Source organism: Kitasatospora sp. NPDC098652, assembly GCF_044760155.1.
Lineage (GTDB): Bacteria > Actinomycetota > Actinomycetes > Streptomycetales > Streptomycetaceae > Kitasatospora.
Genome location: NZ_JBIWAQ010000032.1, coordinates 24,816 through 41,554, shown reverse-complemented (window position 1 = coordinate 41,554; position 16,739 = coordinate 24,816). Strand labels below are relative to the sequence as shown.

The window sequence follows — 16,739 nt, the reverse complement described above, 5'->3', positions numbered from 1 at the left end:
CGCCGTCCGCACCGGAGCCGACCGCCCGCCCGCCGCCCGCCCGGCCGCCGACCGGACCCCGCACGGCCGTGCCGCGCGCACCCGCATCACTGCGGCCTTCGCCGACGCGGGCGTCACCGGCTGGCTGCACGCGCGCGACCTCGACACCGGCGCCGAGATCGGCCTCGGCGCCGACACCGCCGTCAGCACCGCCAGCGTCCACAAGGTCTGCCTGCTCGTGACGCTCTACCGCGAGGCCGCCGCCGGACGGATCGACCTCACCCGGCAGGTCGAGGTCCCCGCCACCGGCCGCACCCCCGGCGGCACCGGCCTCTCCGCCATGCTCGACCCCGCCCGCCTCTCCCTGCGCGACCTCGCCTACCTCACCGCCGCCGTCAGCGACAACACCGCCGCCGACACCCTGTGGGACGAGATCGGCCTCGACGCCGTCAACCGCACCATGGCCGACCTCGGCCTCACCCGCACCGTCGCCGTCCACAAACTCCGCGACCTCAGCGCCGCCCTCACCGAGGACACCGGCCCGGACTCCCCGGTCGACCCCGCCGTCGTCGCCCGCCTCAGAGTCCTCGACCCCGCCTTCACCAACCACACCACCCCCCGCGACATGACCACCCTGCTCGCCGCCCTCTGGCACGGCGACGCCTGCCCCGGCGACCACGGCGCCGCCCTGCGCCGCCTCCTCGGCCTCCAGGTCTGGCCGCACCGGCTGGCCTCCGGCTTCCCCTTCGACGACGTCCGCGTCCACGGCAAGACCGGCACCCTCCCCACGCTGCGCCACGAGGTCGGCGTCGTCGAGTACCCCGACGGCGGCCGCTACGCCCTGGCCGTCTTCACCCGCGCCGCGGCCACCACCATCACCCTGCCCGCCGCCGACGCGGCCATCGGCACCACCGCCCGCCTCGCCGTCGACGCCCTCCGGGCCCGCGCGGCCACCGCCGGTCGGGCCGGATAGACCGGTTGTCGGCGTAAAACCGGTTGTCCGCGCCGCCGGGGGTCCGGCACAGTGGGCACATCGCGCCGCACAGGCCCAGGAAGGAGCGCCGCCGTGAACACCACCACCCGTGTCCAGTCGTATCAGCGCTCCTCCAGTCACCGGTTCACCGGGACGTCCTCGTAGCGCGCTGACCGGCTTTTCGCCGGGCCGCCCCGGGGCCGTGTCCCCGCCCGGGCGGCCCTTTCGTGTGCCGCCCACCGTGCCGGATGGTGCAACTGGCAGCACACCTGACTCTGGATCAGGCGATCGGGGTTCGAATCCTCGTCCGGCAGCGCAGTACCTGGAGAGTTGGCCGAGTGGTAAGGCAGCGGCTTGCTGAGCCGTCGTCGGGTGACAGCCCGCGCGCGTTCGATCCGCGCACTCTCCGCGCACCACCGAGCAGTTCGACGGGCGAGCTGGGCACTGGAGAGCCCAAGGGTCTGTAACACCCCCGCTTCGGCTGTGGCGGTTCGAATCCGCCCTCGCCCACCCGACCACCGTGCACCGACCACCACGCACCACGCACCATGCACCACCGCCCGCCGACCCCGGCGCCGGGCGGGCCTCAGCGCAGCACCGACTCCAGGAAGTCGCTCCCGATCCGGGCCACGACGGAGATGTCGAGCTTGTGGAGGACGTAGCGCCCCCGGCGCCGGGTGACGAGCAGCCCGGCCTTGCGCAGGACGGCGAGGTGGCGGGAGATCTCGGGGGCGGTGAGGCCGTACGCGTCGGCCAGCTCGTTCGTCGAGTACGCGGCGCGCGCCAGGTTGCGGCACAGGTTCATCCGCATCGGGTGGGTCAGCGCGTCCAGGCGCAGCCTGACCGTCTCCACCGGCTCGGCGCCGCCGATCTCGTGGGCCGCGGCCGGGTACTGGATCACGGGCTGCCAGCCCGGCCCGTACAGGGTGAACAGGTGCGGCCAGCCGAAGACGCTGGGCAGCAGGGTGACGGCGGTGTCGCGAGCGTCGGTGCGCCCGTGCAGGAGTTTGTCGACGACGATGCGGCTGCCGTACTCGTCCTCCTCCAGGCTCAGCGCCGGTGACGCCGCGGTGAGGGCCTCCGCCAGGCCCTTGCGGCGCAGCAGTTCGGTCTTCTGCCGGGCGTCGGCGGCGAGTTGGACGCGGACCCGGCGCCAGGTGTCGGCGAAGAACGCCCGGTCGCAGTCCTCCAGGAGGCGCCGGATCCACGCCCGGGTGCCGGTGGGGTCGTTGAGCATCCGTTCGACGAACGCCGCCTGGTGCGGGCCGCGGGCCGCCGCCAGGTCGAGCGCGCGGCGCCGCGACCACGCGTCGACCAGGGGCGAGGGCAGGCCCTTGGGGTAGTGGCTGGTGCTGCAGGAGATCTCCAGGGCGGCGCCGACGAACTTCTCGTCCGGCATCCGGTCGAGGTCGTCCAGCTCCTCGGCGAGGGTCTGCCGGGGGCTTGCGGGCATCAGGAGGTCGGAGCGCGTCGAGCGCCACATGAAGTCGGCCTCCAGCATCCGGCCGGCCAGTTCCGGTTCGAGCGTGCCGGCGGTCGCCGTCGTCCACGCGTGCAGGCGGGGGTGGTGGGCGGGCTCGGCGAGCACGTGCAGCGCGTTGCCGAGCTCGGCCAGCGGCGAGGGGTGGAAGGCGATCCGCTCGTGCGGCAGTCCGGTGATGTCAATGGTCACGCTCACCCCTCCATGGTGCCGGGCCCGCTGATCACGTCATTTGACGGGGGTCGTCAATCGGCGGGACCGGTGGGGCGGCCGTGGTGCACGGTGGGCGCATGAACGCACTGCAGCAGCACCTCCTGGACAGCTACCGCGCCGCCCAGCACGCCGAACCGGCCCCGCCCCTGGCACCCACGACCTCGCGGTGCTCCGGGCGGCCCGTGACCACCGCCGCTTCGAAGCGGTGGTCGCCGGCCGCCCCGCCCCCGGCCGCCTGCGCTTCGCCTTCCGCCGCTGGCTGAGCGCCCAGGGCTGACGGGCCCCGCGCCCACGGGCCGGCCAGTACCGGGGCCGGGGCCGGGGCGCGGTCGCCGTCACCCGCCCGGCCCGCCACCATGGGAAGTGGACCAGGGGGGACGTACCGGGACGCACCCGGGAGGTTTCCAGTGGACGTACTCGTCGTGGGCGCCGGACCGGTCGGCCTGACCGCAGCCGTGGAACTGCGCAGGCGGGGGATCGGATGCAGGCTCGTCGAACGGCTGCCGCAGCGGCTGCCGTTCGCGAAGGCGGTCGGAGTCCAGCCGCGCACGCTGGAGATCTGGGACCGGATGGGGCTGGTGCGGGCCGCGCTCGACGCCGCCGTCCCGATGCGCGGGCAACTGCTCTACGAGAACGGCACCGAGCAGCTCCGGACCGACCTGGCGCTGCCGCCCGAAGTGCCGTACGGCTTCGCGGCGCTGCCCCAGTACGAGACCGAGCGGATCCTGGAGGAGCACCTGATCCGCCTCGGGGGCCGGATCGAGCGCCGCAGCGAACTGGTGTCGTTCACCCAGGACGACGACGGCGTGACCAGCCGCCTGGCCACCCCCGAGGGGGAGGAGGAGGTCCGCTCCCGGTACCTGATCGGCTGCGACGGTGCGCACAGCACCGTCCGCAAGGGGCTCGGGCTCGGCTTCCGGGGCGGGGCGTTTCCCGAGGAGTACATGCTGGCCGACGTCGAGGTCGACTGGGACCTGCCTTCCGGCTACGGCGTGCGCGCCGTGCACCGGGCCGAGGACGGCCGCGTCGACGACCTGCTGGTCTGCATCCCGCTGCCCGGCCGGGGCCGCTACCGGATGTCGATGCCGGTGCCGCCCGGGCTGTCGGCAGCACCGGCCGCCTCCGGCGTCGCGCACGGCCTGGGGGCCGGCCGGGGCCCGGCGCTGTCCGACGTCCAGGCTGTCCTGGACCGGCTCTCCCCGCAGCCGACCACCGCCTCCGCCATGCGCTGGTCCTCGGTCTTCCGGATCAGCCACCGGCTGGTGGACCGGTACGGGGAGGGCCGGGTCCTCGTCGCCGGGGACGCCGCGCACATCCACCCGCCCACCGGCGCGCAGGGCATGAACACCGGCATCCAGGACGCCTACAACCTCGCCTGGAAGCTCGCCCTCACGATCGGCGGCGGCGCCCGGCAGGACCTCCTCGCGAGCTACGACGCCGAACGCCGCCCGGTCGGCGAGGAGGTGGTCGGCCGCACCGTCCGACACGCCGCCGAAGGCGTCCAGGCCGACCCGGAGGACCCGGCGACCCTGCTGCTGCGCGAAGCCCAACTGCTCGTCGGCTACCGGGACAGCCCGATCGTCGGCCCCCCGGACGCCGATGCCGATGCCGATGCCGCCGACGCAGATGCCGCCGCCGACGCAGATGCCGATGCCGGGCCGGCCCCCCGCCCCGGCGACCGGGCCCCCGACTGCGCCGGCCTCACCGGGGAGATCGCCACCTACCCGCAGCGCCTGTACGACGTGCTGCGGGTCGGCGAACACGTGCTGCTGCTGTACGGCACCGGCCGGGAGCCGACCGCCCGATTCGACGAACTCGCCTCCCTCGCAAGCGAACTGACCGATCATCAGGCATCTTCCTGCGTGATCCTCGCCGACGGCGCACGGCACCCGGCCGGCGGGACGCAGCTCCCGGTGTACCGCGACACCCGCGGCGAGTTCGCCCGCGCCTACGCGACCCAGGGCGGCCCGACGGCCTTCGTCATCCGCCCGGACGGCTACCTGGGCGCCCGCCTCCACCCGCCCACGGCCGAGGGCCTGACCGCCCACCTGGCCCGCGTCTTCCGCACCCCAGGGGCGCGGTGATCCCGGCGATCGCGCGACAGGCCTTCCCGTGCAACGCGGCTGACCCGGGCCGCAGCCGTCACCGGCCGGCCTTCGCCGAGCACCGCCGGCCTCCGTATCCTTGCCTGGTCACCACGTGGTGCGCACGAACACGAAAAGGAGAGACCCCTCGTGGCCAGCCCGACCGAGACGCTGGAGTTCCAGGCGGAGACCCGCCAGCTGTTGCAGTTGGTGATCCACTCGATCTACTCGAACAAGGACATCTTCCTGCGCGAGCTGATCTCCAACGCCTCCGACGCCCTCGACAAGCTCCGCCTGGAATCCCTCACCGACACCGACCTCGCGGCCGACACCTCCGACCTGCACATCACCCTGGAGGTCGACCGGCAGGCCCGCACCCTGACGGTGCGGGACAACGGCATCGGCATGACCCGTGAGGACGTCGTCGACCTGATCGGCACCATCGCGAAGTCCGGCACCGCCGGCCTGCTGGCCAGGATCAAGGAGGCCAAGGACGCGGAAGCGGCGCAGAACCTGATCGGCCAGTTCGGGGTCGGCTTCTACTCGGCGTTCATGGTCGCCGACAAGGTCACCCTGCACACCCGCCGCGCCGGCACCGAGCAGGGCACCGCGTGGGAGTCCGACGGCGAGGGCACCTACACGATCGCGCCGGTCGACGGCCTGCCGGTGGGCACCTCGGTCACGCTGCACCTCAAGCCGGCCGACGGCGAGGACGGTCTCGGCGACTACCTCGCGGCGTGGAAGATCCGCCAGATCGTCAAGCAGTACTCGGACTTCATCCGCTGGCCCATCCGCATGGCCGCCGAACCCGCCGCCTCGGACGGTGCTGCGGACGAGGCCGCGGACGAGGCCGTGGACGGCGCCGAACCCGCCGGCGCGCTCGAGACGCTGAACTCGATGAAGGCCCTGTGGGCCCGCCCGCGCAGCGAGGTGACCGAGGCCGAGTACCACGAGTTCTACCAGCAGATCAGCCACGACTGGCAGCCCCCGGCCGAGACCGTCCACATGCGCGCCGAGGGCACCTTCGAGTACGAGGCGCTGCTGTTCATCCCCGCCCACGCGCCGTTCGACCTGTTCTCCCGGGACACCAAGCGGGGCGTGCAGCTGTACGTCAAGCGGGTGTTCATCATGGACGACTGCGACGCGCTCATGCCGAACTACCTGCGCTTCGTCAAGGGCGTCGTCGACGCCCACGACCTGTCGCTGAACGTCTCCCGCGAGATCCTGCAGCACGACCGCCAGATCACCGCGGTCCGCCGGCGACTCGTCAAGAAGGTCCTCGCCGCCCTCAAGGACATGCAGGCCACCAACCCCGAGGCCTACGCCACGACGTGGGAGCAGTTCGGCCGGGTGATCAAGGAAGGTCTGATCGAGGACCGCGACAACACCGACGCGCTGCTGCCGCTGGTCTCGGCCGCCTCGACCGCCGACCCGGAGAAGGCCACCACGCTGCGCGAGTACGTGGAGCGGATGAAGGACGGCCAGGACACCATCTACTACCTGACCGGCGAGAACCGTCAGATGGTGGAGAACTCCCCGCACATGGAGGCCTTCACCGCCAAGGGCTACGAGGTCCTGATCCTCACCGACCCCGTCGACGAGGTCTGGACCGACCAGGTCCCCGCCTTCGAGGGCCACCGCTTCCAGTCCATCGCCAAGGGCCAGGTCGACCTCGGCGACGACGCCGACACCGACGGCGACGACGAGGCGAAGGCGCAGAAGGCCCGGCGCGAGGAGGACTTCGCCGACCTCCTCACCTGGCTGCAGGGCACCCTGGCCGAGCACGTCAAGCAGGTCCGCCTCTCCACCCGGCTCACCACCTCCGCCGCGTGCCTGGTCGGCGACGCCCACGACCTGACCCCCACCCTGGAGAAGATGTACCGGGCCATGGGCCAGGAACTGCCCCCCGTGAAGCGGATCCTGGAGCTCAACCCCACCCACCCCCTGGTCACCGCCCTGCACCGGGCCCACCGGGCGAAGTCCGACGACCCGGCCCTGGCCGACATCGCCGAACTCGTCCACGGCAGCGCCCTGCTCGCCGAGGGCGGCGACCTGCCCGACCCGGCCCGCTTCACCCGGCTCCTGACCGACCACCTCACCCACAGCCTGTAACCCCGCAGCCCGTCACCGCGGCGGCCGGCCGTACCCCGGGCCGGCCGCCGCACGGCGGTGTCGCACGCTGGCGTGGAGCGGGATCATCCCGCTGTCCGTGATCGGGGTCTCGCGCTCCCTGGGCATCGGCGCGGACCGCCGGTATGCCCGCCCGTCCGGACACACCGCAGTCCGCCCACCGACCGACGCCGCCCACCCAGTGGCGGCCGCCGCCGCAGGGCCAGGGCGCTTGCTCGCGAGCCCGGCCCGGTACGCGCCGCCGGGGCCGCTCGACGGCCGTCACACCCGGGACGGATGTCTCCTAGTGCGCGTAGTACGTGGCGCTGAGGGTCCAGGCGATGAGAGGGCCGTGGACCTGCCGGACCTGTTCCAGGGGCAGGCCGGGCGGTTCCGTCGAGGACTGCTGCCACACCGTGTGCCGGTCGTTGCGGGACGGTGCCCACAGGGTCATCAGACGCTCGCCCGGGATGTCCCAGTCCACGGTGACGTGGTCGTCCCCGTCGAGGGCGGTGTGCGGGCCGGGGCTGTCGGGCTCGGGCTTGGGGGCGTAGGTGTCCCGGTACAGCAGCCTCGGCGGCAGGCGCTCGATCAGCTCGGGGACCGCCCGCTCCACGGACGCCTCGGGCGCGAAGTAGGCGGTGATCCGCAGGTGCCCCGTCATCGAGGCCCCGCTCCTGGTGGCGTGGTTGGGGAGGAGGTTCACCCGTGAGGCCCGCGTGCAGTGGTCGATCGTCTGGCTGAGGACGGGCCGCAGCCCGTACGTCCGCCCGATCGCCGCCAGCCGTGCCCTCAGCTGCTCCCCGGTGTCCGCGCAGGCCTGCCGGACGTCCTTGGAGCGGGCGAGCCGCCGCAGCCGCCATGTGGCCGGCACACCGGAACCCGACGCCTGCAGGGCGACGATCATGATGACGCCGATGCCGCCCAGGAACTGCTTCGCTCTCGCCCGCCCGCGGCGTCCCTCGCTCATCCACCCATACTCATCCGACCGGCAGGCCGTGCGCCTGAGTACGCGTACTCAGGCGCACGGCGGCGCCGCCCGCGGTGTCGCCGGTCGCCGGCCGCTGGGCCGATGCCCGGAGCCTGTGGCCGCGTGAACGGTCCCGGGCCCGGTTTCGTCAGGGCAGGTAGCGTTCGAGCGCGGCGGCGCCCTTCTGCTCGATCTGCTGCCTGGCCCACTCGACCCGTGCGGGGGTGAGGTCGTGCCCGGAGGCCATGACGAGGTCCTCGGGGTCGAAAGGCCGCTCGGCTCCGGTGAACAGCCGTCGCGGGGACGCCTTGGCGTCCGTGTTCGTCTCGCTCGTGGGGTCGCTTCCTTCGATCGGGCTGCCCATGGCTACCTCCCTGGTCGGACTTCTCTACCAAGGGTGCCGCCGATCCGCCGCCACCGCTTCCCGTCCCGTACGTGCCGCCCCGCCGCCGCGCTCCGGCCGGCGGACGTTCGGCCCATCGGCCGCCCCGCCGGGACGACGTCCGGCTCGCCCCCCGGCTGCCCTTGCGGCGCAGCGCGGTGATCTTGCGAACCTGATCCGTTCCGCCGACGGACCGCTCCCGGCGGCCGTCCTCGGCCTGCTCGCCGTCGCCGACCCGGCCGTCTGAGGAGCGCGTCCCCGGCGCCGCCGTTGTCGGCGCCCCCGGCGCCCCGGCGTCGCCGGGGGGGGGAGCGGCCAGTGGGTGGCGTCAGCGGGTGGCGTCAGTGGGTGGCATTCCGCTCTCGCGGTCGAGCGCCGGGCCGCTGGCCGAGCGGCGTCGCGCCACGAGCGCCGAGCGCCGAGCGGCGTCGCGCCGGGCCACGGCGAAGCCCCGCCGGGCACGCTCAGTGCTCGGCGGGGCTGCTTGCCGCGTGGGGGCGGTGGGGTCCGGGGGAGGGGCCTCAGGCGCGGGCGTCGATCTTGCCCTGGAGGGCGGCGAGCAGGTCCTTGAGGATGCCGATGGTGCCCTCGTCGGTCAGCTCGCCCTGCTCGTCGAAGCGCTCGTGCGAGCGGAAGGCGACCAGCTCGGGCTTGACCACGACGTCGCTGTCGGTCCAGACGAAGACCTGGCGCAGCGCCAGCTGGGCGCGGACGGAGCCGAAGTTGGTGGGGGCGGCGCCCATGATCGCGGTGGGCTTGCGGTGCAGCGGCACGCCCTCGCTCTTGGTCCAGTCGGTGCTCAGCCAGTCCAGGGCGTTCTTGAGGACGCCGGGGACGGAGTAGTTGAACTCCGGGGTGGCGATGAGCAGTCCGTCGGCCTCGGTGACCTTGCGGCGCAGCTCCTCGACGACGGCCGGGCGCTTGCCGGGGTGGTCGAGGTCGTAGTCGTACGGCGGGATCTCGCGCAGGCCGTCGTAGATCTCGATCTCCATGCCGGCCGGGTTGATCTTCCGGGCGGCGCGCAGCAGCGCGGTGTTGTGCGAGTCGGCGCGAAGCGAGCCGGAGATGGCGAAGACCTTGGACGCGCTCATGACGGTGCTCCTTGCGGTGTGCGTGTGGCTGTGGGCGTGGTGGGGGTGGCGGCCGAGCCAGGCCAGGCCCGGCGGTGGTCGCTCCGACGCCGAGAAACCTAAACCGTTCAGTTCAATGCGTCAACCAGACAGTTCAGTCTTGACTCTGAACTGAATCGTGTAGTTCAGTCTTCGGCATGACGACGACCCAGCTCGCCGCGGCCCAGACCGCCCCCGTCCGCTCGACCACCACCGTCATCGACCCCGTGCACACCTTCGAGGGCGCCGGCTTCCCCGTCCGCCGCCCGTTCCCGGTGGCCGAACTCCCGATGCTCGACCCGTTCCTGATGGTCGACCAGACCGGTCCGCTGCTGCTCGCCCCCGGCGAGGCCAAGGGCGCCCCCGCCCACCCGCACCGCGGCTTCGAGGCGGTCTCCTACCTCATCGAGGGCTCGATGGACTGGGCCGACTCGACCGGCCGGCGCGGCACCAGCGTCGCCGGCGAGGTCGAATGGCTCACCGCCGGCGCCGGCATCGTCCACTCCAACGAGCCGACCGCCGAACTGCTCGCCCACGGCGGCCGCCAGCACATGCTCCAGATCTGGGTGAACCTGCCCGCCCGGCTCAAGGACCTCCCGGCCCGCAGCCAGAACCAGGGGCCCGACACCATCCCCGTGGTGCACACCGAGGACGGCAGCCGGATCAAGGTGATCGCGGGCCGCAGCCACGGCGTGGCCGGACCCTTCGAGACACACCTGCCGGTCCTGCTCGCGCACGCCGTGCTGCCCACCGGCGGACGGGCCGACTTCACCGTGCCGACCGGCCACAACGCCGCCGTCTACGTACTCTCCGGCACCGCCGAACTGCCCGACGCGCCGCTGGCCGACGGCCAACTCGCGGTACTGGCCCACGACGGCGAGCGGATCACCGTCGCCGCACCGCACGGACCGGCCGAGGTACTGGTCCTGGCCGGCGAGCCGATCGGCGAACCGGTCGCCCGCGGCGGCCCGTTCGTGATGAACACCGCCGCCGAGCTCCGGCAGGCCCAACTCGACTTCTCCAACGGCAAGTTCGGGCGGATCCCGGAATGAGCCCGGGAGCACCGAACACGGCGGCAGGGGCCGACGCGCCCCCTGCCCAGCCACCGACGGGCAGCACCGGCCGGGGCGTACGGGGGTCGCTCCGGACCGGCCTGCCGCTCGCGGCGCTCGCCGCCCCGGGAGCCGCCGGACTCTCCAGCCCCAGCCTCGTCCTGCCCGCCATCGCGCGGGAACTGCACACCGGCCCCGGCCCCGCCGCCTGGCTGATGAGCGGCTACGGGCTCGGCATGATGCTCGGCACCCCGCTGCTCACCGCCACCGCCGGACGGCGCAACCCCCGGACACTGCTGCTCGCCTCCGCGGGAGCACTGCTGCTCGGCGTACTGCTCACCCTCGCCGCCGGGGCAGCCCTCGGCCCGCTGGTCGCCGGGCGCGCCCTACAGGCGGTCGGCGCGGCCGGGTTCAACGTCGCCGCCTTCCAACTGGCCGCGCGTCAGCCCGACGGACGCGCCTCCGGGGTCGTCGCGATCGGCAGCGCGGCGGGCGGCACCGCCGGACTGTTCATCGGAGCCGCGGTGGCGACCGGGCTGGGCTGGCGGGCCTGCCTGGTGCTGCCGGTGCTGACCCTGGCCGTACTGCCGGCCGTACTGCGCGGCTGCGCCGGACCGAAGCCGGAGCCGACACGGGATCAGGTACGGGAGCCCGCGCGGGACCCGGGCGCACAGACGGCACGCCGCTCGTTCCTCGGCCTGGACGCCCTGACGGTGCCGCGCTTCCGGGCCGTCGCCGCCGTGATGCTGGTCCTGGCGACCGTCAACTTCGGCCTGGTCTACGGCGCACCCCGGCGGGCCGCCGCACTCACCGGCTGGAGCACCGTCCAGACCGGCGCCGTCGGCTCCCTCGCCACCCTGACCGGCGCGCTGCTCTCCTGGTCGCTGGTACGCGCCGCACCCCGGCTGGGCCCGCGGCGCACCACCGGCCTGCTGCTCGGCGTCTCCTTCACCGCACTCGCGCTCGCCGCCTTCGGCCCCTGGACGCCGCTGGTGCTGCTGGGCGCCGGAGCCAGCGCCTGCGTCAATGCGGGCGGCCAGGGCGTCCTGACCGGCGCCGCCGCCGAGGCCGTGCCACCGCAGCGCCGACCGGAGGCGATCGGGCTGTTCAACCTGGTGTTCCTGCTCGGCGCCGCGCTCGGCCCGCAACTGGCCGTACTCGCCGAGCGGATCGCCGGGCTCGGCCCGTGACCCGCCCGCCGCGCGCAGACCCGACCGGGCCCGACCGGGCCCGACCGAACCGTTCAGTTTCATATACTGGCCCGTACCGTCTCCCCCTGAGCGCCCCGAGGAGAACCCGATGGCCGCCGACGCCCCCCAGCCGATCGACGAGTTCGGCATCCCGATCATCCCGAGCCCGGTCGACGCCGCCCAGCGCCGCCGGCAGGCCATCATCGACGCGGCCCTGGTCGAGTTCCTCAAGGAGGGCTACTCCGCCGCCTCGATGGACGCCATCACCGCGCGCTCCGGTGTCTCCAAGGCGACCATCTACAAGCACTTCGGGAACAAGGAACGGCTCTTCCTCGCGGTGATCGGCGGCATACTGCCCACCACCTACGAGGACCTCAAGCCGTGGAACTCCACCATCGCCGAGGCCGACGACCTGCGCTCCGCGCTGATCACGCTCACCCTCGACTGGACCCGCATCCTGCTGCGCCCCGACATCATGTCGCTGCGCCGGCTGGTGATCGGCGAGATCGACCGCTTCCCGCAGCTGGGCCAGCTCTGGTACCGGGTCAGCTACGACATGAACAACGGCCCGCTGATCGAGGCCTTCGCCGAACTGGACCGCCGCGGCGTGCTCACCGTGGAGGACCCGGCGCTGGCCGTGCAGCAACTGGTCGCCTGCACGGTGGGCGTGCCCCAGCTGGTGCGCACGTTCCGCCCGGAGGCCGACCTGGACGAGGCCGAGCTGCACCGGATGATCAGCTCCGGGGTCGACCTGTTCCTGGCCCGGTACGCACGGGAGCAGTGACCACGGCGGCGGCCGGTGCCGTGGCCGCCGCTGCCGCCACCGGTGCCATGGCCGGACCGGCGGCCGGCCCGCGCCGGTACCGCCGTAGCCCGGCCACCACCAGCAGCACCGCCGTCCACGCGCCGGTGCAGAGCACCTGGCTGCGGCTGCCCGGGTCCACCAGCATGAACACCAGCACCCCGGCCATCGCCGCCAGCGCCACGTAGCCCAGGGACGGGAAGCCCCGCATCGAGGCCGCCTGCCCCGGCCCGTCCGTGCGCCGCCGCCGGCCGTGCAACCGCAGGTAGGAGGCGGCGATCAGGATCCAGACCACCAGGATCGCCGTCCCGATCGAGTTCAGCAGGAACGGGAAGACGGTCCGCGGCCACAGCAGGCTGAGCACCACCGAGCCGAAACCGAACGCGGCCGAGGCGAGCACGGCCCGCCCGGCCCCGACCGGGCCACCGACCCCGCCGCCCGCACCGGCCCCGCCGCGCGCACCGGCCTCGCTGCCCCGGCCCACCCCACCGCGCCCGGCCGACCGGCCACGGCCGGTCAGCAGGCGCGGCGCGTCACCGCGGGCCGCCAGGGCGTGCAGCATCCGCGAGGAGCCGTAGATGTTGGCGTTCATCGCCGACAGCAGCGCCACCAGCACGACGGCGTTCATCAGCTGCGCCGCGCCCGGCACCCCGATCCGGCCGATCGCCGCCGCGTACGGGCCGCCGGCGACCGCCGGGTCGTCCCACGGCACCACGGCGACGATCACCGCCATCGAGCCGATGTAGAACAGCGCCACCCGCCACAGCACCGTGCGCACCGCCCGGCGCACCGCGGCCACCGGGTCCGCGCACTCGGCGGCGGCGATGGTCACCGTCTCCAGCCCGCCGTACGCGAACACCGCCGCGATCGTGCCCACCGCGACCCCGTGCCAGCCGTGCGGCAGCAGGCCGCCGTGCGCGGTCAGGTTCTCCGCGGCCGGCGTGCGGCCGGTGAGCACGGCGGCGGCGCCGAGCAGGATGAACGCGCAGATCGAGGCCACCTTCACCCCGGCGAACCAGAACTCCAGCTCGCCGAAGTGCCGCACACCCGCCAGGTTCGTCCCGGTGAACAGCGCCATGAACGCCGCCACCCACACCCAGGCCGGCACCTGCGGCAGCCACCCCGCGACGATCCGGGAGGCCCCGATCGCCTCCGCGGCCACGCTCACCACCAGCAGCGCCCAGTACATCCAGCCGGCCAGCAGCCCGGCCCACGGCCCCCAGGCGCGGGTGGCGTGCGCGGCGAACGACCCGGAGCCGGGGCGGGCGGCGGACATCTCGCCGAGCATCCGCATGACCAGCACCGTGAGCACCCCGGCCACCACGTACGACACCACGATCCCGGGCCCCGCCGCGGCGATCCCGACGCCGGAGCCGACGAACAGCCCGGCTCCGATCGCACCGCCCAGCGCGATCATGGCGATGTGGCGCTGTCTCAGTCCACGTCCGACCGACCGGTCCTCGGACATCACGGCTCCCCCCGTTGTGATCCAACCGGGGGAGATCTTGGCCCCGATCACCCGTCATGATCAAGCCCCCGGTCCGCTCCGACCGAGGCGTGGACACCCGAGGGCCGGGCGGGTGCTACCAGTTGGCCCAGGGGAGGTTCCAGCCGCCGAGGCCGTTGTCGGGGGCGACGGTCTTCTCCTTGGTGTTCACGACCTTGACGACGTCGCCGATCATCGAGCTGTTGTAGAACGATCCCGCGGGGGAGGTGTCGCTGCCGCCCTCCACGTCCTTGAGCGAGACGCAGCCGTGGCTGGTGTTGGCCTTGCCGAACGGGTCGCCCTTGTACCAGTAGTTCCCGTGGAGGTAGGTGCCGCTCCTGGTCAGCCGCATCGCGTGCGGGGCGGCGGGGATGTCGTACTCGTTTCCCATGCCGACGGTCTGGGAGTTCATGTGGGTGACGATCTCCTTGGACATGACGACCATGGTTCCGCCCCAGGAGGGGTGCTGCTCGTCGCCGAGGGTGGCGGGCACGGTGGTGGTCCTGCCGTCCCGCACGATCGTCAGCTGGTGCGTGGCCGCGTCCGCGGTGGAGACCTGGGAGCGGCCGATGGTGAACGGTTCGTCCTTGTCGATGTCGCCCCAGACCCCGGGGGCGATCTCGACGTTCTTCAACCGGTAGTGGATGGTGACCTTGGTGTTCGGCTTCCAGTAGTCCGCCGGCCGGAAGTCGATCCGGTTGTCGCCGAACCAGTGGCCCTTCACCTCGGTGCCGTTGTCCGTCTCGAAGGTGATGGCCTTGGCGACGGCGTTCTTGTTCACGACCTTGCCGCCGAAGTCCACCTTGACGATCATGCCCACGCCGTAGGTCTGGCCGTCGGAGATGTTGTCGTTGGCGGACATCTGCTTACCGGGCGAGGCGGTGGTGAAGGCGCTGGTGGCCGCGGAGACCAGGCCGTCGGCGTCCTTGGCCCGGGCGTTGACCGTGTACGCCGTGCCGGGGGCGAGCGAGGCGGCGGGCTTCCAGCCGGTGCCGTCCGGGGTGATCGAGCCCTGGACGGGCTTGCCGTCCTTGTCGGCCACCTCGACGGTGGTGAGCGTGCCGTGGGAGACGGACACCTGGAGCGCGGTCGGTGCGGCGTCCCGGGCCCCGTCCTTCGGCTGCACGTCCAGCACGGCGCTCGACGTCCTCGGCGTCGCCGCGGCGGCCGCCCCGCCGGGAGTACCGGAGGCACCGGAGGCGGTGGAGGGAGCGGAAGCAGTGGAGGGGGCGGAGGCAGCGGACGCGGCATCAGCGCTCCTGTCCTGGCCGTCGCCGCAGCCCGCGGACATCAGCAGGACCCCGCCCATCGCCAGCGCCACCGCCCCGCGGTGGAGACGCTCGTCGGTGCGTATCGCGGCCCGTGCCGCTCGAACAGTGCTCACAGTTGCTCCCTCTCGGTGTTCGCCGTCAGCTTGTGCGCCGGTTCGTCCCAGCGGCAACGGTGGGCCGGCGACCAGGGACGCGGGGACGCGTTTACCCTCTTTGAGCTGCGAGGACGTAACCTTCCTGGAACGCCCTGCGGGGCGTTCCAGGATGCCGGGGCCGGTGCAGCAGCTCTCCCCGGCGGGGGTCGCCGAGTGGGGTGGAGGAGCAGTGCCAGAGGGGGCCGGGGAAGTGCGGGAGGCGGACGAGGTCGCGCGGCTGCTCCAGGAGCTGAAGAGCAGGTCGGGGCTGAGTTACGGTGCGCTGGCGAAGCGGCTGCACGTGAGCACGTCGGCCCTGCACCGCTACTGCAACGGCGATGTGATGCCGGGGGAGTTCACCCCGCTGGAACGCCTCGCCCGGCTGTGCCGGGCGACGCCGGAGGAGCGCACCGAGCTCTACCGGCTGTGGGTCGCCGCCCACGCGGCGCGGGGTAGCCGGCAGTCGTCCGTTCCCGCCCCCGCCCCCGCGGCGAACGCTCCGTCAGTGGTTCCGGCGACGGCTCCGGCAACGGTTCCGTCAGTGGTTCCGGCAACGGTTCCGGTGACCGCGACGGCCGCGGAAGGCATCGCACCGGACTGGACGGCCGCTTTGGCGCACACCCCCGCCGAGCCGCGGCGGCGGGTGCGGCGCAGTGTGCTCGCCGCCGTGACGGCCGCCGCGGTGCTCGCCACCGTCGGGGCCGTGGCCGCCGGTCTCCGGACCCGTACGGCAGGTGACCCCGCCTCCGGTCCCGCCCCGGCGGCCGAGGCCGGCGCGACCACGGGCGCGACCACGTCGGGGCCGGCCGGCGCCGCGGACCGGGGTGCGGGTGCCCCGATCACCGTCGTGGTCCGCCCGTCCGGCTGGGACGCCGAGTGCGACCAGTACGTGGTCGACCGCCCGCCCGCAGAAGTCCCCCGCCCGCCCGCACCGGCGGACGTGCCCGCCTGGGTCTCCGAGGTCGGCGCAGTCCCCGGCCACTACCAGTCGATCGAGCTCGTCGTGCAGGGCACCGGCGACGACACCGTGGTGCTGACCGCCCTCGACGTCCGTGTCGCCCGGAGCGCGGCCCCGTTGGCCTGGAACGCCTACGCCATGGGCGAGGGCTGCGGCGGCGGGCTCGACGTCCACTCGTACGACCTCGACCTGGACGCCGCCCGGCCCCGCCCGGTCGTGACCGAGGGCGGGACCGGCCTGCCGGTCACGGTGAGCGAGCGGGACCCGCAGGTCATCGAGGTCAGCGCCGAGACCACCTCCCACGACGTCAGCTGGTACCTGGAACTGGAGTGGTCCAGCGGCAACCGGAAGGGCACGCTGACCGTCGGCCCCGGCGGCGGCGCGCCGTTCCGTACCAGCGCGGTCAAGGGCCGGCCGCTGTACAGCTACCCGGTCGGCGGGAAGGCCTGGGAACCCAGCGCCTTCCAGCAGTGACGACCGTGCCCGGCATCGCGACCCACTGCCCGGCACCGGTCCCCACCGCGGGCGCCCTCCCCGCGAAGCCCTG

The 16,739-nt window shown here is 73.6% G+C and carries 13 protein-coding genes and 3 tRNA genes; 10 read left to right on the top strand and 6 right to left on the bottom strand.

Annotated features, from left to right (window positions below; translation table 11 throughout):
* Positions 1–85: 85 nt before the first annotated feature.
* The 4 genes from ACIQWA_RS37570 (at position 86) to ACIQWA_RS37555 (ending at position 1,462) form a co-directional block, all read left to right on the top strand.
* Positions 86–952 (top strand): serine hydrolase, encoded by an 867-nt coding sequence (locus ACIQWA_RS37570; protein ID WP_402490866.1) that lies wholly within the window; start codon positions 86–88, stop codon positions 950–952.
* A 242-nt stretch (positions 953–1,194) separates the two neighbouring features.
* Positions 1,195–1,266, top strand: a tRNA-Gln gene (locus tag ACIQWA_RS37565).
* Between the two features lie 10 nt (positions 1,267–1,276).
* Positions 1,277–1,361, top strand: a tRNA-Ser gene (locus ACIQWA_RS37560).
* A 21-nt stretch (positions 1,362–1,382) separates the two neighbouring features.
* Positions 1,383–1,462 (top strand) — tRNA-Tyr (locus ACIQWA_RS37555).
* Between the two features lie 76 nt (positions 1,463–1,538).
* Here the strand turns inward: ACIQWA_RS37555 and ACIQWA_RS37550 are convergent.
* The gene (locus ACIQWA_RS37550) at positions 1,539–2,630 is read right to left on the bottom strand and encodes a DUF5937 family protein (protein WP_402490785.1); all 1,092 of its coding nucleotides are present in this window, start codon (positions 2,628–2,630) and stop codon (positions 1,539–1,541) included.
* 371 nt (positions 2,631–3,001) lie between these two features.
* On the opposite strand from ACIQWA_RS37550, the gene ACIQWA_RS37545 reads away from it, so the two are divergent.
* Positions 3,002–4,729 carry an FAD-dependent monooxygenase gene (locus ACIQWA_RS37545; RefSeq protein WP_402490783.1) on the top strand — a complete coding sequence of 576 codons (1,728 nt, stop codon included), beginning with the start codon at positions 3,002–3,004 and terminating at the stop codon, positions 4,727–4,729.
* Between the two features lie 150 nt (positions 4,730–4,879).
* Positions 4,880–6,841, top strand: a complete 1,962-nt coding sequence (gene htpG, locus ACIQWA_RS37540; RefSeq protein WP_402490780.1) for a molecular chaperone HtpG — start codon at positions 4,880–4,882, stop codon at positions 6,839–6,841.
* 301 nt (positions 6,842–7,142) lie between these two features.
* Here the strand turns inward: htpG and ACIQWA_RS37535 are convergent, their stop codons facing one another.
* From ACIQWA_RS37535 to ACIQWA_RS37525, 3 genes are all read right to left on the bottom strand, one after another.
* Entirely contained in the window at positions 7,143–7,808 is a 666-nt protein-coding gene (locus ACIQWA_RS37535) for a hypothetical protein (protein WP_402490777.1), read from the bottom strand.
* Positions 7,809–7,956: 148 nt separating this feature from the next.
* The gene (locus ACIQWA_RS37530; protein WP_360231874.1) at positions 7,957–8,172 is read right to left on the bottom strand and encodes a hypothetical protein; all 216 of its coding nucleotides are present in this window, start codon (positions 8,170–8,172) and stop codon (positions 7,957–7,959) included.
* Positions 8,173–8,711: 539 nt separating this feature from the next.
* Positions 8,712–9,281, bottom strand: a complete 570-nt coding sequence (locus tag ACIQWA_RS37525) for an NADPH-dependent FMN reductase (RefSeq protein WP_360231865.1) — start codon at positions 9,279–9,281, stop codon at positions 8,712–8,714.
* A gap of 176 nt (positions 9,282–9,457) precedes the next feature.
* Between ACIQWA_RS37525 and ACIQWA_RS37520 the strand changes: the two genes are divergently transcribed.
* The 3 genes from ACIQWA_RS37520 (at position 9,458) to ACIQWA_RS37510 (ending at position 12,325) form a co-directional block, all read left to right on the top strand.
* Positions 9,458–10,351, top strand: coding sequence for a pirin family protein (locus tag ACIQWA_RS37520; protein WP_402490773.1), 894 nt, complete (start codon positions 9,458–9,460; stop codon positions 10,349–10,351).
* Positions 10,348–11,541: an MFS transporter gene (locus ACIQWA_RS37515; protein WP_402490770.1), complete on the top strand. Its 1,194-nt coding sequence runs from the start codon at positions 10,348–10,350 to the stop codon at positions 11,539–11,541. The genes ACIQWA_RS37520 and ACIQWA_RS37515 overlap by 4 nt, the downstream gene beginning before the upstream one ends.
* Before the next feature lie 109 nt (positions 11,542–11,650).
* The gene (locus tag ACIQWA_RS37510) at positions 11,651–12,325 is read left to right on the top strand and encodes a TetR/AcrR family transcriptional regulator (RefSeq protein ID WP_360231856.1); all 675 of its coding nucleotides are present in this window, start codon (positions 11,651–11,653) and stop codon (positions 12,323–12,325) included.
* On the opposite strand, the gene ACIQWA_RS37505 is transcribed toward ACIQWA_RS37510, so the two are convergent.
* Together ACIQWA_RS37505 and ACIQWA_RS37500 are read right to left on the bottom strand one after the other, a co-directional pair.
* On the bottom strand, positions 12,276–13,811 hold the full coding sequence (locus ACIQWA_RS37505) for an amino acid permease (protein WP_402490767.1): 1,536 nt from the start codon (positions 13,809–13,811) through the stop codon (positions 12,276–12,278). The two genes, ACIQWA_RS37510 and ACIQWA_RS37505, sit on opposite strands and share 50 nt — an antisense overlap.
* Positions 13,812–13,926: 115 nt before the next feature.
* Positions 13,927–15,213: an Ig-like domain-containing protein gene (locus tag ACIQWA_RS37500; RefSeq protein WP_402490764.1), complete on the bottom strand. Its 1,287-nt coding sequence runs from the start codon at positions 15,211–15,213 to the stop codon at positions 13,927–13,929.
* Positions 15,214–15,445: 232 nt separating this feature from the next.
* On the opposite strand from ACIQWA_RS37500, the gene ACIQWA_RS37495 reads away from it, so the two are divergent.
* A complete protein-coding gene (locus tag ACIQWA_RS37495; protein ID WP_402490761.1) occupies positions 15,446–16,666 on the top strand; it encodes a helix-turn-helix domain-containing protein in 1,221 nt (406 codons plus the stop codon).
* Positions 16,667–16,739 lie beyond the last annotated feature (73 nt).